Consider the following 19,023-nt stretch of genomic DNA (forward strand, 5'->3'; position numbering starts at 1 on the left):
CGGAGCGTCGAATGTTCCGGCACGCGCGAGAGCGTCGCGGCACTAGCTATGCGCCGCGTGCGCCGCAACCGATGCATTTTCCTGGTGCACCTGGCGGACCGTCGTCACCGTCGCGAAGGCGACCGAGACTCCGAAGGCGAGTATGAGTGAGAGAAGTGCCAGACGTGGAGCCATTGCAAAACCTCCTTCTGGAATCAAAAAAACCAACGCGATCGACTATTCCCAGATCATTGTTGATTGGTCGCATTCATTCCGTGATCGGTCTCACACGCAGATTCACGAAAAGGAGACCGGCACGAAAACAAGACCGGTCAGGCATCCTGCTTTTGGCGGATGCGGACCATGACGGGCGGGATTTCGCCATCAAGCCAGTCCTGCTCGTTCGCGAGCGCCCTCCAAGCCTCCGCCATGCGCGAATAGCGCTTGTAGGTCGGCTGCCCCTTGGCGCGCTCGGCGAGCTGCAGGCAGTTGTCCGCGTTATCCCGGAAAATGTCAGACTGCTTCATGGAGAAGACGTGGGCACGGAACCAACGTTCCGCAACCGGCCTTACAGGATCTTAACCTTTGCCGGAACTTCGCCCGCCATGCGTCATTGGTTGCTTATGCGGATTCTTGTCGCGATCATCCTGGCGTTCATCAGCACCGCAGCACTCGCCGACAGCTCGGGTGAGCAGATGCGGGGCGAGCGCACGCCGACAGCAACCGATGTCATCAGCGGTCTCTACGCCCTCGGCCGATTCCAGCAGGGGCTGCTGGAGAGCACGGACCTGCAAGGCAATGCGGAGGTCAGGAACCACGCGGCCCTGCGCGCAGAAGAGGGGGCCAAGCGCGACAAGACCCTCAAGCAGGTTCAGGATGCGATCGGCGCCGAACCGCGTGTGAGCAAGGCACCATCGGCCAGCGCGAGCCTAACCGAGCCCGAAAACTCGGACGGACCAGGCTACGTCAGACGCTTCTATGCCGCGCAGATCCCACAATATGATTCGGCCATCAGCCTGATCGAGCGCTATCTGAGAGCGCCTGACAATGCCGCCCTCGCCGCCTTTGCGCGTGAGCAATTGCCCATATTGCGTGCCCAGGCCGAGGATGCCGAGCGCAGCATGGCGGACAAGTAGCGGCCCGACGGCCCCCGGTGAGCGCACCGCGCGGCCCCCAAAATATCTGGAACCGAATGGAACCAATTGCATTCACCCCGGTTATTTGAACCGGGCTGAGCGAAGCAGGTTCCATTTCCGGGCGCCACAACCATGGCGCTTGATTTGCGATTCGGCAGACGCTCTATTTCGGCTAATGCGTCGTGCCTTGGATTCGCGACGCCTGCGGGGGAATGATATGAGCGACCTCGATCCCGGACCTTCACGATCCGGTCGTCGCGTCCCTAAACCCAAAATCAACGGCACCTCAGAGCCGGACTCCCGGCAGGAGCTGCTGCTCACGCTTCAGGCCATGCGCAGCGGCGACTTTTCCGTGCGCATGAGCGGCGACTATCTCGGCATCGACGGCAAGATCGCCGACACTTTCAACGAAATCATCGCAGCCAACCAGCGCATGGCGCAGCAGCTCGAGCTGGTCGGCCAAGTCGTCGGGCGCGAAGGCAAGACCCGGCAGCGCGTGAAGTTCGGTCTCGCCTCCGGCTCCTGGGCCGACATGGAAGGCTCCGTCAACACACTGATCGACGACCTGTTGTGGCCGACGCGCGAGGTGACCCGCGCGGTCGCGGCCGTTGCGCAGGGCGACCTGCTCCAGACCGTCAAGCTCGACGTCGACGGCCGCCCGCTCCGCGGCGAATTTTTGCAATCGGCGACCATCGTCAACACGATGATCAAGCAGCTCGGCGTGTTCACCTCCGAAGTGACGCGCGTCGCGCGCGAGGTCGGCACCGAGGGCAAGCTCGGCGGCCAGGCCCAGGTGCCGGAAGTGACCGGCGTCTGGAAGGATTTGACCGAGAGCGTCAACTCGATGGCGAACAACCTGACCAACCAGGTTCGCAACATCGCCGAGGTGACGATCGCGGTCGCCAACGGCGACCTCTCCAAGAAGATCACCGTCGATGTCCGCGGCGAGATCCTTCAGCTCAAGGAAGCCATCAACACGATGGTGGACCAGCTCCGCTCCTTCGCTTCCGAAGTGACGCGCGTGGCGCGCGAGGTCGGCACCGACGGCAAGCTCGGCGGACAGGCGATCGTGCCCGGCGTCGCCGGCACCTGGAAGGATCTGACCGACTCCGTCAACGCAATGTGCGGCAACCTCACCGCGCAGGTCCGCAATATTGCCAACGTCACCACCGCCGTGGCGCGCGGCGACTTGTCCCGCAAGATCACCGTGGACGTCCGCGGCGAAATCCTGGAGCTGAAGGACACCATCAACACCATGGTGGACCAGCTCAACTCGTTTGCCTCCGAAGTGACGCGCGTTGCGCGCGAGGTCGGCACCGAAGGCAAGCTCGGCGGCCAGGCCCAGGTGCCCGGCGTCGCAGGCACCTGGAAGGACCTCACCGACAACGTCAACTTCATGGCGTCGAACTTGACCGCGCAGGTCCGCAACATCGCCGACGTCGCCACCGCGATCGCCGGCGGCGATCTGTCGAAGAAGATCACGGTGAACGTCTCGGGCGAGATCCTTCAGCTGAAGGAAACCCTCAACACCTGCGTGGACCAGCTCAATGCCTTCGCCGGCGAAGTCACGCGCGTGGCGCGCGAGGTCGGCACCGAGGGGCGGCTCGGCGGCCAGGCCAACGTGCTCGGCGTCGCCGGCACATGGAAGGACTTGACGGAAAGCGTTAACTCGATGGCGTCGAACCTGACCGCGCAGGTCCGCAACATCGCCGAGGTGACCACCGCAGTTGCGGGCGGCGACTTGTCGAAGAAGATCACGGTGGACGTGCGCGGCGAGATTCTGGAGCTGAAAGACACCATCAATACCATGGTGGACCAGCTCAACGCCTTCGCCGGCGAAGTCACGCGCGTGGCGCGCGAGGTCGGCACCGAAGGCAAGCTCGGCGGCCAGGCCCAGGTGCGCGGCGTCGCCGGCACCTGGAAGGACTTGACCGACAGCGTCAACTCGATGGCGTCGAACCTGACGGGTCAGGTGCGTAACATCGCCGAAGTCGCGACCGCGGTCGCCAAGGGCGATTTGTCGAAGAAGATCACCGTGAACGTGTCGGGCGAAATCCTTCAGCTGAAGGAAACGCTCAACACCATGGTGGACCAGCTCAACGCCTTCGCAGGCGAAGTCACGCGCGTGGCGCGCGAGGTCGGCACCGAAGGCAAGCTCGGTGGTCAGGCCCAGGTGCCCGGCGTCGCCGGCACCTGGAAGGATCTCACCGACAACGTCAACTCGATGGCGGGCAACCTCACCGCCCAGGTCCGCAACATCGCCGAGGTCGCAACCGCCATCGCCGGCGGCGACCTGTCGCGCAAGATCACGGTCGACGTCCGCGGCGAGATCCTTCAACTGAAGGACACCCTGAACACGATGGTCGACCAGCTCAACCGCTTCGCCGGCGAGGTGACGCGCGTGGCGCGCGAGGTCGGCACCGAAGGCCGTCTCGGCGGTCAGGCCAACGTGCCCGGCGTCGCCGGCACCTGGAAGGATCTCACCGACAGCGTCAATTCGATGGCCGGCAACCTCACCGCCCAGGTCCGCAACATCGCCGAGGTGACCACCGCCGTGGCGCGCGGCGACCTGTCGCGCAAGATCACGGTGGACGTGAAGGGCGAAATCCTCGAACTGAAAAACACCATCAACACCATGGTGGACCAGCTCAACGCTTTCGCCGGCGAAGTGACGCGCGTGGCGCGCGAGGTCGGCACCGAAGGCAAGCTCGGCGGTCAGGCCGAAGTGCCCGGCGTTGCCGGTACCTGGAAGGACCTCACCGACAACGTCAACTTCATGGCGTCGAACCTCACGGCCCAGGTCCGCAACATCGCCGAGGTCGCAACCGCCATCGCCGGCGGCGACCTGTCGAAGAAGATCACGGTGGACGTGCGCGGCGAGATCCTGCTGCTCAAGGACACCTTGAACACCATGGTCGAACAGCTCCGCTCCTTCGCCGCCGAAGTGACGCGCGTGGCGCGCGAGGTCGGCACCGAAGGCCGGCTCGGCGGTCAGGCCGTGGTGCCTGGCGTCGGCGGCACCTGGAAGGACCTCACCGACAACGTCAACCTGCTCGCCGCGAACCTCACGACCCAGGTCCGTAACATCGCCGAAGTCACCACGGCGGTCGCGCGCGGCGACTTGTCGCGCAAGATCACCGTGGACGTGAAGGGCGAAATCCTCGAGCTGAAGAACACCATCAACACCATGGTGGACCAGCTCAACGCCTTCGCGGGCGAAGTCACGCGCGTCGCGCGCGAAGTCGGCACCGAAGGCGAGCTCGGCGGCCAGGCCCAGGTGCCCGGTGTCGCCGGCACCTGGAAGGATCTCACCGACACCGTCAACTTCATGGCGGCGAACCTGACCGAGCAGGTCCGCGGCATCGTCAAGGTGGTGACCGCGGTTGCCAACGGCGACCTCAAGCAGAACCTCACCGTGAAATCGAAGGGCGAGGTCGCGGCGCTCGCCGACACCATCAACAACATGACCGAGACGCTCGCGACCTTCGCCGATCAGGTGTCGTCGGTGGCGCGCGAGGTCGGCGTCGAAGGACGGCTGGGCGGCCAGGCCGACGTGCCCGGCGCCGCCGGCACCTGGAAGGACCTGACCGGCAACGTCAACCTGCTGGCGGCCAACCTCACGTCGCAGGTGCGCGCGATCGCGGAAGTTGCGACCGCCGTGACCAAGGGCGACCTCACCCCGTCGATCCAGGTCGATGCCCGCGGCGAGCTCGCCGAGCTGAAAGACAACATCAACACGATGATCACGAACCTCCGTCTGACGACGGACGTGAACACCGAGCAGGACTGGCTGAAGACCAACCTCGCCAAATTCACCAACATGCTCCAGGGCCAGCGCGACCTCGCCACAGTCGGCCGGCTGTTGCTGACCGAGCTTTCGCCGCTGGTGAACGCGCATACCGGCGTGATCTATCAGATCGAGAACGAGGACAGTCCTCAGTTGCTGCTGCTCGCGTCCTATGCTGGCGACGGCCTCTATCCCTACCCGCGCATGCTTCCGTTAGGTGATGGTCTGATCGGCCAATGCGCCCTCGACCGGCGCCCGCGCGTCGTGGCGGACATTCCCGCCGATGTGGTTCCGATCAATTCGGCGCTGCTCCGCGTCGCGCCGAAGAACCTCGTTGTGCTGCCGGTGCTGTTCGAGGGTCAGGTCAAGGCCGTGATCGAGCTCGCGTCGCTGACCTCGTTCACGACCTCGCAAATGACGTTCCTGGAGCAGCTCACCGACTCCATCGGCATCGTGCTCAACTCGATCGAAGCGACGATGCAGACCGAAGGCCTGCTCAAGCAATCGCAGCAGCTCGCCGGCGAGCTCCAGACGCAGCAGCGTGAATTGCAGCAGACCAATGACCAGCTCGAGCAGAAGGCGCAGCAGCTCGCTGAGCGCAACGTCGAAGTCGAGCGCAAGAACCAGGAAATCGAGCAAGCCCGCCGCGCGCTGGAGGAAAAGGCGACCGAGCTCGCGCTGACCTCGAAGTACAAGTCCGAATTCCTCGCCAATATGAGCCACGAGCTGCGCACGCCGCTGAACTCGATCCTGATCCTCGGACAGCAGCTCACCGACAATCCGGACGGCAACCTCACGGGCAAGCAGGTCGAATTCGCCCGCACCATCCACGGCGCCGGCACCGACTTGCTCAACCTCATCAGCGACATCCTCGATCTCTCCAAGATCGAGTCCGGCACGGTGACGGTCGACGCCGAGGAAATCCTGACCGCGAACCTGCTGGAGACCGTCGGGCGGCCGTTCCGGCACGAAGCGGAGAACCGCAATTTGTCGTTCAAGATCGACGTCGATCCGAACCTCGCGCGCAGCATCGTCACCGACTCCAAGCGGCTGCAACAGGTTCTCAAGAACCTGCTCTCCAACGCCTTCAAGTTCACCGCCGAAGGCGAGGTGCGGCTCAAGGTCGCCGCCGCAGTTGGCGGCTGGGGGACGGATCACCCGGTGCTGAACTCCGCACCGGCCGTGATCGCGTTCGAGGTGTCCGATACCGGCATCGGCATTCCCCTGGAGAAGCAGAAGCTGATCTTCGAGGCGTTCCAGCAAGCGGACGCCGGTACCAGCCGCAAATATGGCGGCACCGGCCTTGGCCTCGCGATCAGCCGCGAGCTCGCGAGCCTGCTCGGCGGAGAGATCCATTTGCGCAGCTCGCCCGGCAAGGGCTCGTCCTTCACGCTCTATCTGCCGCTGAAATATTCCGGCCCGACGCTCGCGCCGCGCGTCACGCCGCAGCAGCAATACAACCAGCCACCGGCGCTCCAGCCGGCAACGACAGCGCCCGATCGCGTCATCGAGCAGTTGCCCGACGACCGGCTCAACCTCGAGCCCGGCGATAGCATCCTGCTGATCGTCGAGGACGACCCGCATTATGCGCGAATTCTGGTCGACCTCGCGCGCGACAAGGGCTTCAAGGTCCTGGTTGCGGCGCGTGGCGCAGAAGCGCTCGAGCTTGCGAAACAGTACCAGCCGAGAGCCGTGTCGCTCGACGTGTTCCTGCCGGACATGCTGGGCTGGACCGTGCTGAGCCAGCTCAAGCACAATCCGCTGACCCGCCATATCCCCGTGCAGATCATCACCCTCGACGAGGACCGCCAGCATGCACTGGCGCGCGGCGCCTTCTCTTTCGTCAACAAGCCGACGACGACGGAGGGCGTTTCAGCCGCACTGACGCAGATCAAGGAATATGCGCGACCACGGCGCAAGCGGCTCCTGATCGTCGAGGACAACGAGGCCGAGCAGCTCTCGATCCGCGAGCTCCTGCATCACGACGATATCGAGATCGTGACGACCGATACGGGCGCCGGTGCACTTTCGACGCTTCGCGAGGCGCCGTGCGATTGCGTGGTGCTCGACTTGCGGCTGCCCGATATGAGCGGCTTCGAGGTGCTGGACCAGATCCGCAACGACGAGGCGCTGTCGAACGTTCCGGTGGTGGTATTCACCGGCCGCGAGCTATCCGCCGAGGAGGATGCGGAACTCCACACCATGGCGCGCAGCATCGTGGTCAAGGGCGTGGAATCGCCGGAACGCCTGCTCGACGAAACCGCATTGTTCCTGCATCGCGTGATCACGGAACTGCCGGTCGAGAAGCAGCGCATGCTGGAGAAACTGAACAGTTCCGACGAGGATTTGATCGGCAAGACCGCGCTGCTCGTCGACGACGACGCCCGCAACATCTTCGCGCTGTCGAGCGTGCTGGAGCGGCGCGGCATGAAGGTGCTGACGGCGACCACCGGCCGCGAGGCGGTGACACTGGTCGAATCCAACCCGGAAATCGCCATCGTGCTGATGGACATCATGATGCCGCAGATGGATGGCTATCAGACCATCGGCGTGATCCGGGAAAACCCTGCCTTCTTGCGCCTGCCGATCATCGCGCTGACAGCGAAGGCGATGAAGGGCGATCGCGAGAAATGTCTGGAAGCCGGCGCGTCCGACTACCTCGCCAAACCCGTCAACACCGATCAATTGCTGCTTGCGATCCGCATGTGGCTGCACCGCTGAGTTGGATCGCGAATGGACCACGAAAAGGTCAACATCCTCCTCGTCGACGACCAGCCGGCCAAGCTGCTCGCCTATGAAGTGATCCTGAAGGAACTCGGCGAGAACCTCGTGATCGCCTCGTCCGGTCGCGAAGCGCTGGAAGTGCTGCTCAAGACCGAAATCGCGGTGATCCTGGTCGATGTCTGCATGCCCGAGCTCGACGGTTTCGAGCTCGCAGCGATGATCCGCGAGCATCCGCGCTTCCAGAAGACAGCGATGATCTTCATCTCGGCGATCCAGGTCTCCGACATCGATCGGTTGCGCGGCTACGAGATGGGCGCGGTCGATTACGTTCCGGTGCCGGTGGTGCCGGAGGTGCTGCGCGCCAAGATCAAGGTGTTTTCCGAACTCTATCGCAAGACCCGCGAGCTCGAACGGCTGAACCAGGAGCTCGAGGATCGCGTCCGCGCGCGTACGGCGGAACTGGAGAACTCCACCGCAAAACTGCGCGAAAGCGAGCAGCGCCGCAGCATGGCGATCGCCGCCGGCAAAATGGGTTCCTGGGACTGGGACTGGATCAACGGCGACTGGATGTGGGACGAAGGCCAGTACCGTATCTTCGGCGTGACGCCTGAGACGTTCAACGTCAGTCCGGCGAATATCCAGGCCTTGCTTCACCCTGACGATGTCGACCAGTTCCGCCAGGCCGTCGCTGCATTCAATACCGGCGCGCATTCCTATGAGGGGGAATTCCGCGTCAGCCGCCCAGACGGCGAGGTGCGCTGGTGCGTCGGCACGGCGGCGGCGACGGTGAACGAGAGTGGCCGCGTCGTGCGGGTGAGCGGCGTCACCGTCGACATCACCGAACGCAAGCGTGCTGAGGAGCGGCAGAATCTGCTGGCACGGGAAGTCGATCATCGCGCCAAGAACGCGCTGGCACTGGCGCAATCGATCGTGCGCCTCACCCGCGCCGACGAGGTCAAGGCCTATGTCAGCGCGGTCGAGGGCCGCATCAATGCGCTGGCGCGCGTGCACACCATCCTGTCGCTGTCGAGCTGGCAGGGCGCCGAGCTCTCCAAGCTGATCGACGAGGAGCTTGCGCCCTATTCGCTCGGCGGACAGATCAAGCTTGCGGGTCCCGAGGTCCAGCTACTGCCGGCCACCGCGCAAACACTGGCGCTGGCGCTGCACGAGCTGTTCACCAACTCGGCCAAGTACGGCGCGCTATCGACGCGGTCGGGACGGCTCGCGATTGGCTGGCAGGCCGAGAACGATCTCCTCATCCTGACCTGGGAAGAGTCCGGTGGCCCGCTGGTCAGGACGCCGAAATCACGCGGCTTCGGCACAAGGAGCCTGCTGGCGAGTGTCGAATCCCAGCTCGGCGGACAAGCTCAATTCGATTGGCGCGCCGAGGGCCTGGTTTGCCGTCTCGAGGTGCCGTTGACTCCCAAGACTGCGGCCACGGCAGCGCAGGGCAAGTTCGACGCCGAGACCTCCCCTGCGTTACAGCGCGCGTTGGGCTAACGCGACGCGGCAGCCTTCATTCGTCGCACCGACCGGGGTTGATTGGCAACGCGCCCTTCGAGCCAGGCTTCCGTTTGTGCGAGATCGCGCAGCGCCGTCGCGTAACGGCGGGCCGCACTCCGCTCCGCGCCACGCGGCAGCTTGCGCGCCTTGCGCAGCATGTCGGCTGCCGCGTTGCGATAGGCCAGCGAGCGATAGAGAAAGACCACCTTACCCATATCAAATGTTCCCGTGTTGATGCCATTCATCCTCTCAAGATGGGCATGAACGCTCGATGAAGCCGGTGATGACAATTCCTTCGTGCAGGATGGAACCTGCGATCGCCGGCTGCGTTGCATGCAAAATCGAGGGGCGGTTCCATGCGCGCAAAGAAGTCGCAAAGCCTGATCTCTCCCGCCGGCGTCATCAAACTGATGACGCATGCGATGATGGGCGCAGCGCTCGGCCTCGCCTTCGGTCTCGCGCTTGTTCTGTTCAATCCGGCGGTCGCCAACCTGCTGAACCACGGCGGAACTCCGGCGGTTTTTGTCTTCGTCATCACGCTGGTGACGACCTTTACTATTGGCGCGACGCTCACGGGCGTCGTGTTCATCCTGTCCGAGGACAAGGAAACTTGAAGTACGTGTGAAAATTGCGACGTGCTTTGCGTGGAACTCCTGCCGTGAACGGCAGTTGGCTGCCTGCGTCAATTTAACTCAGGAGCTCCCGCGCATGAAGACGACCAAACTCGCTCTCGCCGTGATGTTGGCAACCGGCCTTGCCGTCGCGCCTTTCGCTGCACAGGCCAAGTCGCACAAGGCGAAGCATGAATCCTCGACCTCGACCTCGTCCTCGCAGACGACGGGTGCCAACACGAAGTCCAAGGGCAGCGACGCCTCCGGCCAGGGTGGTTCCGGTCCGGGCTCCGACCAGGGTGGCACGATGTCGAACAACAAGGGCGCCACGAGCAACACCAAGTAAGTTTCGCCGAAGTTCACGAAAGGCCCCGCGAGAGCGGGGCCTTTTTGCTGTCATGCCTCGGCAGCAGGCATTGCTGAGTTCCAGCATGTCGCGTCGCGCCACCGCTTTAGCTGCGGCGAATGTCAGCGATGTTTAGGCGGCGGCTTTCGGAATTTGTCTTCGCGAGGTGGTCGAGCTGCGCCCGCTTGCGCGCGATCAGGAGCTGGGCCGCGGCATCGTCGAGGCCCTCACGCTGCAATTGCCGGATCGCGGAGCCCAGTTCGAGAATCTCGGCGCGCAGTTTCAGAATCCGGTAGGCGTCCGGGTCTTCCTCCACCGCGTGCCTCCAAATGTCTCAGCGACGTGCGATTGCACCTGCCGGCTTATCGACCTTCCTTCACGGGGCGAAGGCGTACCCGGTCACGAATGTCCGGCAAGACATCGCCGCCACCAGCCGCCTTCCATTCGCCGATCAACAGGTTGATTTTCCGGCGCAGCTCCATCTGCGCCAGAGCTTGCTCGGAGCAGTCGCGATCGCGATTGACGAGATCGCGCACGGACACCTCGACATTGGCCATTTCCAGCCTCAAGGCGCTGATTTTACGTCGAATTTCATTGATTCTGTTGTCCATGGCTTGTTAGAACAAAATAAGAACATATAGTCAAGTCTCGAATTCAGGACGGAGAGCGCACATGCAGGTTCAGGGTAAATACGACGCCAAGGCTTTTCTGATGGAACAGATGTCCCGGGCGCAGGGGATGAGGCTGAAGCGGCTCAGTGAGGAGGCCTACCAGCCCGCGCAATATGATCGTGAGCTGTCCTGCGTCGAAGCCGCGCGGCGCATCCAAGTGCTCGAGGCGGAGATCGAGCTGGCGAATTCCTTCTAGGTTGCTTGCTGCCTTCGCGCCCTGCGGCGCGTTTCGGAACCAAGCCTGCTTCGAGCCGTTCTCTCGGCCTTAGGGAGAGAGTTGATGGCACGCAAGGCAAAGAAGCGCCGTTACTCGCGCAGCGCCGGCGACGATGTCGAGCGCGAGATGCGGCGTTACAAGAAAGGTACCGCGAAGAGCGGACCGGGCGGTCGTGGCGGACGCGTGAAGAGCCGCAAGCAGGCGATCGCAATCGGCCTGTCCGAAGCGCGCAAGAAGGGCAAGAAGGTCCCGAAGAAGACGTCGAAGCGAAAGACGGCCAAGACGGCGACAAAGAAAACGTCGAAGCGCAAATCCGCCAAGCGATAAGACTTGCCGTCCTCAGATCATGCTGCCCGGCATGAAGCAGCGGATCGAAATGCCAAACGCCGTCTTGACCGGCCAGACCATGGTGCGGCCGGCGCGGTTCGGCTCGGTGATGACGGCTTCATCCGGAACTTCGACCCACTGCCCATCAAGGCGCACCCGATAGTGCCCGTTGAACGATTCCCAATCGGGATCGGCGACTGCAACGCCGTCGGCATCCGAGCAGCATGGACCGAGATGGCTGCGCAGGCTGTCGAACCAGGGCTTGAGCGGCGAATCGGCGTAGCGACCGTCGTCGCGCCCCATGGCGCTTCCGGACGACAGCACGAGCGGCGCCACGAGCAGCGCACACCTCAGCGAGAGCTTCAATCGATCCATATCGGCACCGATCAAATGCGAACCACCGGCGGGTTCCAAAAAGCAACCGGACGTCCGAAGTTCCACGCTTGCAATTCGCCTCGGCGTTTTCACGCCAAAGCGCAACACGCGACTCCAAAGTCTGACGAGCGAACGCGGCTTTTTCGGACGAACCCGTCACCATTGCTGCCGTTAACGAGAATGTTATCGGCAGCCTGTGGGTATCTCTCGGCTCAGAACGAAAAAGGCGGCCCGCAGGCCGCCTTTTGGATTTGCGTGAGCGGGCTCAGCTTACGCCAGCGGTACCGCGACGAACCGGGTCGCCTCCGCGCTCTTCACCTGCAACAGCACGCTGTTCTTGCCGGACGATTTGGCCTGCGCCAGCTCGGAGCGGACCTCGCCGACATTGGCGACGGGCTTGCCTCCGACATTGAGGATGACGTCGCCGGTCTGGATGCCGCGCTGCGCCGCCGGTCCCTGCGGATCGACCTCGGTCACCACGACACCCTTTTGGCCGGCGCCTTGGACATCACCGGCGGGCGCCAGGCTCAGTCCGAGGCGCGGTGTGCCGGCGCCCGGCTGCACCTTGTCCTCGCCAGCCTTAGCTTGTTGCTCGTTCGGCAGCTCGCCGAGCGCGAGCGTCACCGTCTTGCTCTCGCCCTTGTGGAAGACGTCGAGCTTCACGGACGTACCCGGCGCCAGCGTGGCGATGGTGCGTGCGAGATCGCGGGAGTCCTTGATCGCATTGCCGTTGACGGCGGTAATGACGTCGCCGGCCTCGATGCCGGCCTTCACCGCCGGGCTGCCGTCCTGCGGATTGTCGACGATCGCGCCGCGTGCTTCCTTGAGGCCGAGGCTGTCGGCGATATCGGAGGTCACCGGCTGGACCTGCACGCCGAGCCAGCCACGGGTCACCGCGCCCTTGTCCTTCAACTGGGCGACCACGAGCTTTGCGGTCGAGGCCGGAATGTCGAAGCCGATGCCGACCGAGCCGCCGGTGGGTGAGAAGATCGCGGTGTTCACGCCGATGACGTTGCCGTTCATGTCGAAGGCCGGACCGCCGGAATTGCCCTTGTTGATGGGCGCGTCGATCTGGATGAAGTCGTCATAGGGACCGTTGCCGATGTCGCGGCCGCTGGCCGAGACGATGCCCGCAGTCACGGTACCGCCGAGGCCGAAGGGATTGCCGACCGCGACCACCCAATCGCCGATTCGCGGCTTCTGGTCGGAGAATTTGACGAACGGAAGGTCCTTCTTGCCTTCGACCTTGATCAACGCGAGGTCGGTCTTCGGATCGGTGCCGACCACCTTCGCGGTGTAGACCGTGCCGTCGTCCGTCGTCACCTGCACCGACTGGGCATGGTCGACGACATGATTGTTGGTGACGGCAAAGCCGTCAGCGGAGATGAAGAAGCCGGAGCCCTCGCCCGTGATCACCTGGTGGCGCTGGCGCGGCGTCCCGTTCATGCCGCCCGGGAAACCGAACTGCCGTGAGAACTGGTCGAACGGCGTCTGCTCGTCAGAATCCATCCGGTTCTGTTGCAGCATCGCGCTCTTGTCGTTGTCCTGGTCGATCTTCACCCGCACCGAGATGACGGCGGGTTTGACCTTGGCGACGAGATCGCCGAAGCCCGACGGCGTTGCGGCGATCTCAGCAGCCTGCGCCGGCGGAATGAGGGAGTTCACGCTGAGCGGCGACGAACCGGGAGAGGCGGCCAGCACGGCCACACCAAGCGCGGCCACAGTACCAAGCAGCGCCAGCCGGCGCGGCCTCAAAATCTTGCGGGACGTGGAGATGTCGGAATTGACGCGGTCGTTCATGTCGAAATGTCCATGTTGGTGAAGGTGTCGCCTTGCACGCAACATGGGCGCAGCCACCTTACGGTGTCCCGTCCACGCGATTAAATCTTGGCAAAGAAAGCGCGGCGAGCGGCCGCAGGTTTTGCGCGATCACACACCCTTGTCGTTCGGATGGGCGACAGCGTCCTTTAGCGGTGCCGGCATCGGGAAGTTCAGGTTCACGTTTTTCGGCGGAATGGGTTTTGTGAACCATTTCGCATAGAGCTCCGCGAACTGACCATTGTTCATCGTCGCGACCAGAGTCTTGTCAACCAACGCTTTGAATTCCGGATCGTCCTTGCGGATGATCAGCCCGTACGGCTCGGTGCGAAGGTTGTCGTCGATGATCCGCCAATTGTCCGGCGCCTGGCTGTTGGCGATGAGACCGGCGAGCAGGATGTCGTCCATGACGAAAGCTTCGCTGCGGCCGGTCGTCAGCGCCAGGAATGAGGCAGCGTGATCCGGAGACAGCACTTGCTTGACCCCAAAGTTCTTCTCCTGGCCGCGCGTGAGCAGAAGTGCGATCGATGTTGATCCCGTGGTCAACGACACCGGCTTGTCGCTCAGATCCTCGAACGTCTTGATCGCCGCATCCTTGCGGACCACGGCGCGAATGCTCGACACAAAAATGGTGTTGCTGAAGGCCACCACCTTCTGGCGCTCCAGCGTGTTGGTCGCGGGACCGCAGACGATGTCGATGGTCCCGTTCTGGATCAACGGAATCTGGGTACTGAGCTGGATCGGCTGAAGCGTTGCCTGAAGCGAGGGGAGCTTCAGCTCTTCCTTCACGGCATCAACGATCCGCGCGCAGAGATCCATCGCGAAGCCGACGGGCTTCTGGTTGTCGTCGAGATAGGAAAACGGAACGGAGACATCGCGATGCCCGAGTCGGATTTCACCGACAGCCTTGATCTTGGCTAGCGTCCCCCCGGGGGATTGGGCTTGGGCTGGGACCGCGACCGCGGTCAGAAACATGAACGAATACAACAGCCCCTTCATGGCGCTACTCCAATAATGGATATAATCACTCAATATTTTATACACACGATTGCATAATATACAAACTGATTTTATACAATCGGCTTGGGCAAACTGCGACGAGACGCCGGATGAAATCGGGTGAAGTGGCAAAGCAACGGAGTGGCGGCATTCACGGCTCCACGCCCGACGCCGTTCGTGAGGCGCTCCGGCGCGCGATCAGCGCGGGCGAGATCGCTCCCGGATTTCAGCTCCGACAGGACGAGCTGGCCGAACGGTTTGGCACCAGTCGCATTCCGGTGAGAGAGGCGCTGAGGCAGTTGGAGGCCGAAGGGTTTGTGACGTTCCAGCCCAACCGCGGGGCCGTCGTTTCGGACCTTTCCATCGATGAGGTCATCGAGCTGCTTGAGATTCGCATCGCGCTCGAATGTCACGCGTTGCGTCTGGCCATTCCGGCCATGGGCGATATCGATCTCGACGATGCCAGGGAGATCCTCCGCTCCTATGACGAGGAACCCGATGCGGAAAAATGGGGCGCGTTCAACTGGCGCTTCCACAAGGCGCTTTACGCGCCCTGCAATCGCCCGCGCCTGCTTGCAATGATCGAGGCGAACTATGGCCATGTCGGCCGCTTCACGCGCGCGCTCGTGTCGCGTGCCACCGGCAAGGATCGTCCGCAGCGAGAGCACTACCAGTTGCTGGAATTCTGCCGCGGTGGCGAGGTCGAGAAAGCCGTGCGCCTACTGCGCGAGCACATCGTGCAGACGCAGAAGACGCTGCGATCGGCGCAGCGTCATGCATCGCGGAACGAGGCCGATTGATCCGGCGGTCGATCGGCCATCGAGTTGAAGGAGACTGCGCTTGAAAGCGAACGACGTCGAAATCCTGGTCATTGGCGCAGGCATCGCGGGCCTTGCGACAGCCTATTATCTTGCCGTCGAGCACAAGCGCTCACACCTCTTGATCGTGGACGAAGGCCAGCCGATGGCGCTGACGTCGGCGCAATCGGGCGAAAACTATCGCAATTGGTGGCCGCATCAGACCATGGCGGCCTTCACCGACCACAGCACCGACCTGATGGAAGACATCGCACGCCGCACGGACAATCGCTTCAACATGACGCGGCGCGGCTATCTTCTGGTGACACGCGAGGAGAGGCCGGAAGAGCTGCTACGGCAATTATACGCGGGCTATGGCGCTTCGGCGTCGAAACTGATCCGCCCGCACGAAGGCGTGAGCAGGAACTATTCGCCGGCGCTCTCCGAAGACTGGCAAACCGCGCCCGACGGCGTCGACGTGCTGCTCGGCCGCGACCTCATCCAGCGATATTATCCGGCCTTCGACAGGGGGATCGCCACGGCACTGCACATCCGCAGGGCCGGCGACATCAGCGGTCAGCAGCTCGGCCAGTACATGCTGGAAACAATGCGCCCGCTGGGTGCGCAGTTTCAGCAGGCGCGCGTAGTCGGCATCGCCAAGACCGACCGCTTCGTGGTCGAAATCATCGCCGATGGCGAGCGGCAGAGCATCAAGGCCGATATCATCGTCAACGCCGCCGGCCCGTTCGCGGCACACATCGCGGCGATGCATGGCGAGAAGCTGCCGATCGTGAACGTGCTTCAGCAGAAGATCGCCTTCGTCGACCGCAACCGCGCGGTGGATCGCAAGATGCCCTTTGCGATCGATCTCGACGGCCAGACCCTCGGCTGGTCGGTCGACGAACGCGAGGCACTCGCCGCGGCCCCCGAGCTGGCCCGCCTGCTGGAACCGATGCCGGGCAGCATTCATTGCCGCCCCAACGGCGGCGACCACGGTCAATGGATCAAGCTCGGCTGGGCCTTCAACGCGGAACCGTCTGAGCCGACCCGCGAACCCGAGCTCAATCCCTACTTCCCGGAGATCGTGCTTCGCGCCGCGAGCCGGCTCCAGCCTGCGCTCGGGCAATATCTCGGCGCCCTGCCCCGCGACCGCGTGCATTACGGCGGCTTCTATCCGATGACGAAAGAGAACTGGCCGTTGATCGGGGCCGCGAAGACGCCGGGCGTGTTCCTGACGGCCGCGCTGTCCGGCTACGGCACGATGTCGGCGTGCGCGGCAGGCGACCTCTGCGCCCGTGCCGTGGTCGGCGCGCCAGTGCCCTCCTTCGCCGGCGTTCTCTCGCTCGCGCGCTATGAGAACAAGGCGCTCATGGATGAGCTCGAGAGCGCCGAGAGCCGCGGTTTGCTTTGATTGCCCGCGAACCTAACACGCTTACGCCGCGGCGGGGGCTTCCCATGCCGCTACTGCGACTGCGTCATCCTCGCCTTTCGCATTGCACGCTGCGAAGTACGCTTTGAGCTCGATCTCGGCGAGATGTTCGAAATGTTCGGCCTGGCCGAGGAGCTGCCAGTTCTGGAGCGGCCGGTAGGCCGCCTGCTGACGACAGAGGGACGCCAGCGCGCGGTAGCGACGTACGTTCTCCATGAGACCTCCCTCTCGTTCACAGGGCTTATTGTCCTGATTTGCGTCAGGCCGATGGCGGTTGTGCAAAACATTTGCTGCGTGCACAGCACGCCTGATCGCAGTTAACTTTTGAGAAATGCGCATGCGCACTTTAGTTCCAAACGCGCAGGCTTGCACGTGGAACTTGGCTTACCGGGCCAGCTTGCTAAGCGTAGAGGCGACGTTCCACGCTGACGCCGATCAGATCGAGATACCGCTCGATCAGATCGGGACGACCGACGAGATAGCCCTGCATCTCCTCGCAGGCCTCGCGCGCCAAGAAGGCGCGCTGCGCTTCCGTCTCGACCCCTTCGGCGACGACCGGCATATTCAGCGCATGGGCGAGGCTCAGAACCGCGCGGACGATCTCCGCTGATTGCGGCGTCGCTTCTAGGTTGGAGATAAAGCTGCGGTCGATCTTGATCTTGTCGAACGGGAACGACTGGAGATAGGAGAGCGAGGAGTACCCGGTGCCGAAATCGTCCATCGCGATGCGGATGCCGAGCGCCTTCAGCCGCCGCAGCAAATTGAGCGCGCGGGTGAAATCGCCGATCAGCACGCCCTCGGTGATCTCGACCTCGAGCCGAGTCGGCGCGAGCCCCGTCTCGAGCAGAATCTGGTGGATGGACCGTTCGAGGTCGCCGGCCTGGAACTGGACCGGTGAGAGATTGACCGCCACCTGTAACGGCCGCGGCCAGGACGCTGCTTCGCGGCAGGCCTCGCGCAAGACCCATTCGCCGATCTGGATGATGAGCCCGTTCTCCTCGGCCAGCGGAATGAACTGGTCGGGCGGTACGAATCCCCGCGTCGGGTGGTTCCAGCGCAGCAGCGCCTCGAAGCCGATGACCTCGCCATCCGTCCGCGCCTGCGGCTGGAAGTAGACGAGGAGCTGGTTCTGCTCGAGCGCCTGTCGCAAATCGTGCTGCAACAGCCTGCGGTCGCGCAGCTCCTGATCCATCTCGGACTGGAAGAAGCGAACCCTGCCCCGGCCCTCACGCTTGGCGCGATAGAGCGCGGAATCGGCGTTTGCGAGCAGCGTGGCCGCATCCACGCCGTCATCCGGATAGACCGCGATGCCGACGCTCAAGCCGACATGAGAGAGATAGTCGTCGACCTCGAGTTCGTTGCCGATCGCCGTGACCAGGCGCTCGCCGAGCGCCAGCACCTCCTCGCGGCAGACCTCGTCCGGCATCAGGATCATGAACTCGTCGCCGCCGATGCGGGCGACGAAGGCGCCATCGGCCTCCGCGGCGAGGCGGTCGGCCGCCGCGCGCATCAGCATGTCGCCGACGGGATGGCCGAACACGTCGTTGACCTCCTTGAATCGGTCGAGATCGAGGCTCAGCACCGCAAAACTGGTCGACGCCTCCTGCGCCCGCTCCAGCCGCTCACTCAGCGTCGCGTTAAAAGCGCTGCGGTTCGGCAGGTCGGTCAAGGCATCATGATGTGCAAGATGGCTGATCCGTTCCTGGGTCGTCACGCGCTCGGTGACGTCCTCGATCACGCCGACCAGATATTGCGGGTCGCCGGCGCTGTCGGTGATCAGCATCTTGCGCGAATTGATCACGCGGTCGTGGCCCTTGACGCCCACTTCGAGCATATGCTCCTCGAGGAACATCGGCATGCCACTGGCGACAACCCTGCGGTCCTGCTCCCTGACCACGCGGGCGACGTCCGCCGGGAAAATCTCCTCGGGCGTCCTGCCCAGCATCTGTTCACGCGGCAGGCCGTAATAGTCCTCGCCGGCGCGGTTGAGCAGAATGTAGCGGGAGTCCTTGGCGCATTTCGCGAACACCGCGATCGGGATATTCTCGACGATGGTGTCGAGAAACTCCTGGGTCCGCAACAAATCTTGCTCGACCTCATCGTGCGTGTGCGCGCGCGCGTCGATCGCGCGCTGGCGATCACGGTCGCCCGCCTCGTAGGCCGCACTGACGAGCTCGCCCAGCTTGACGAGGTTGACCTGTCCGTTCGTGTCAGTGGCACAGCGAAGCTGCTCGGCGAGCAGGCGATGCATGGTCATGCCATCGCTCCACGCCGCGTGCGGGCCTCATGCCCGCAGAAAGATTC

The 19,023-nt window shown here is 63.5% G+C and carries 19 protein-coding genes; 9 read left to right on the forward strand and 10 right to left on the reverse strand.

The window, feature by feature from the left end; all coding sequences use genetic code 11:
• Positions 1-42: 42 nt before the first annotated feature.
• Together UP06_RS42425 and UP06_RS13200 are read right to left on the reverse strand one after the other, a co-directional pair.
• On the reverse strand, positions 43-174 hold the full coding sequence (locus UP06_RS42425) for a hypothetical protein (protein WP_283806027.1): 132 nt from the start codon (positions 172-174) through the stop codon (positions 43-45).
• Positions 175-311: 137 nt separating this feature from the next.
• Positions 312-506, reverse strand: coding sequence for a hypothetical protein (locus UP06_RS13200; protein WP_045003006.1), 195 nt, complete (start codon positions 504-506; stop codon positions 312-314).
• Positions 507-602: 96 nt separating this feature from the next.
• Here UP06_RS13200 and UP06_RS13205 point away from each other — a divergent pair, with 96 nt between their 5' ends.
• The 3 genes from UP06_RS13205 (at position 603) to UP06_RS13215 (ending at position 9,126) form a co-directional block, all read left to right on the forward strand.
• Entirely contained in the window at positions 603-1,115 is a 513-nt protein-coding gene (locus UP06_RS13205; protein WP_045003007.1) for a DUF4142 domain-containing protein, read from the forward strand.
• Positions 1,116-1,332: 217 nt separating this feature from the next.
• On the forward strand, positions 1,333-7,623 hold the full coding sequence (locus UP06_RS13210; protein ID WP_045003008.1) for a HAMP domain-containing protein: 6,291 nt from the start codon (positions 1,333-1,335) through the stop codon (positions 7,621-7,623).
• Positions 7,624-7,635: 12 nt separating this feature from the next.
• Positions 7,636-9,126, forward strand: a complete 1,491-nt coding sequence (locus UP06_RS13215; protein ID WP_045003009.1) for an HWE histidine kinase domain-containing protein — start codon at positions 7,636-7,638, stop codon at positions 9,124-9,126.
• On the opposite strand, the gene UP06_RS13220 is transcribed toward UP06_RS13215, so the two are convergent.
• On the reverse strand, positions 9,123-9,374 hold the full coding sequence (locus tag UP06_RS13220; RefSeq protein ID WP_245305464.1) for a hypothetical protein: 252 nt from the start codon (positions 9,372-9,374) through the stop codon (positions 9,123-9,125). The two genes, UP06_RS13215 and UP06_RS13220, sit on opposite strands and share 4 nt — an antisense overlap.
• A gap of 111 nt (positions 9,375-9,485) precedes the next feature.
• On the opposite strand from UP06_RS13220, the gene UP06_RS13225 reads away from it, so the two are divergent.
• Together UP06_RS13225 and UP06_RS13230 are read left to right on the forward strand one after the other, a co-directional pair.
• The gene (locus tag UP06_RS13225) at positions 9,486-9,743 is read left to right on the forward strand and encodes a hypothetical protein (protein ID WP_045003011.1); all 258 of its coding nucleotides are present in this window, start codon (positions 9,486-9,488) and stop codon (positions 9,741-9,743) included.
• Positions 9,744-9,837: 94 nt separating this feature from the next.
• Positions 9,838-10,086 carry a hypothetical protein gene (locus UP06_RS13230; RefSeq protein ID WP_045003012.1) on the forward strand — a complete coding sequence of 83 codons (249 nt, stop codon included), beginning with the start codon at positions 9,838-9,840 and terminating at the stop codon, positions 10,084-10,086.
• 106 nt (positions 10,087-10,192) lie between these two features.
• On the opposite strand, the gene UP06_RS13235 is transcribed toward UP06_RS13230, so the two are convergent.
• Positions 10,193-10,402, reverse strand: coding sequence for a hypothetical protein (locus tag UP06_RS13235; RefSeq protein ID WP_045003013.1), 210 nt, complete (start codon positions 10,400-10,402; stop codon positions 10,193-10,195).
• Between the two features lie 46 nt (positions 10,403-10,448).
• A complete protein-coding gene (locus tag UP06_RS13240; protein WP_502691546.1) occupies positions 10,449-10,697 on the reverse strand; it encodes a hypothetical protein in 249 nt (82 codons plus the stop codon).
• 61 nt (positions 10,698-10,758) lie between these two features.
• Here UP06_RS13240 and UP06_RS13245 point away from each other — a divergent pair, with 61 nt between their 5' ends.
• Both UP06_RS13245 and UP06_RS13250 read left to right on the forward strand, forming a co-directional pair.
• Entirely contained in the window at positions 10,759-10,953 is a 195-nt protein-coding gene (locus UP06_RS13245) for a DUF3072 domain-containing protein (RefSeq protein ID WP_045003015.1), read from the forward strand.
• 84 nt (positions 10,954-11,037) lie between these two features.
• A complete protein-coding gene (locus UP06_RS13250; RefSeq protein ID WP_045003016.1) occupies positions 11,038-11,301 on the forward strand; it encodes a DUF6496 domain-containing protein in 264 nt (87 codons plus the stop codon).
• A gap of 12 nt (positions 11,302-11,313) precedes the next feature.
• Here the strand turns inward: UP06_RS13250 and UP06_RS13255 are convergent, their stop codons facing one another.
• From UP06_RS13255 to UP06_RS13265, 3 genes are all read right to left on the reverse strand, one after another.
• A complete protein-coding gene (locus tag UP06_RS13255) occupies positions 11,314-11,676 on the reverse strand; it encodes a hypothetical protein (protein WP_045003061.1) in 363 nt (120 codons plus the stop codon).
• A 270-nt stretch (positions 11,677-11,946) separates the two neighbouring features.
• Entirely contained in the window at positions 11,947-13,476 is a 1,530-nt protein-coding gene (locus UP06_RS13260; protein ID WP_045003017.1) for a Do family serine endopeptidase, read from the reverse strand.
• Positions 13,477-13,605: 129 nt separating this feature from the next.
• Positions 13,606-14,493 (reverse strand): transporter substrate-binding domain-containing protein, encoded by an 888-nt coding sequence (locus UP06_RS13265; RefSeq protein WP_045003018.1) that lies wholly within the window; start codon positions 14,491-14,493, stop codon positions 13,606-13,608.
• A 110-nt stretch (positions 14,494-14,603) separates the two neighbouring features.
• Here UP06_RS13265 and UP06_RS13270 point away from each other — a divergent pair, with 110 nt between their 5' ends.
• Both UP06_RS13270 and UP06_RS13275 read left to right on the forward strand, forming a co-directional pair.
• Entirely contained in the window at positions 14,604-15,293 is a 690-nt protein-coding gene (locus UP06_RS13270) for a GntR family transcriptional regulator (protein WP_045003019.1), read from the forward strand.
• Between the two features lie 40 nt (positions 15,294-15,333).
• Entirely contained in the window at positions 15,334-16,701 is a 1,368-nt protein-coding gene (locus UP06_RS13275; protein ID WP_045003020.1) for an NAD(P)/FAD-dependent oxidoreductase, read from the forward strand.
• Positions 16,702-16,722: 21 nt separating this feature from the next.
• Here the strand turns inward: UP06_RS13275 and UP06_RS13280 are convergent, their stop codons facing one another.
• Positions 16,723-16,935, reverse strand: coding sequence for a hypothetical protein (locus tag UP06_RS13280; RefSeq protein WP_045003021.1), 213 nt, complete (start codon positions 16,933-16,935; stop codon positions 16,723-16,725).
• 184 nt (positions 16,936-17,119) lie between these two features.
• A complete protein-coding gene (locus tag UP06_RS13285; RefSeq protein ID WP_045003022.1) occupies positions 17,120-18,976 on the reverse strand; it encodes a putative bifunctional diguanylate cyclase/phosphodiesterase in 1,857 nt (618 codons plus the stop codon).
• Positions 18,977-19,023 lie beyond the last annotated feature (47 nt).

The sequence above is a fragment of the Bradyrhizobium sp. LTSP857 genome (assembly GCF_000938285.1).
GTDB lineage: Bacteria > Pseudomonadota > Alphaproteobacteria > Rhizobiales > Xanthobacteraceae > Bradyrhizobium.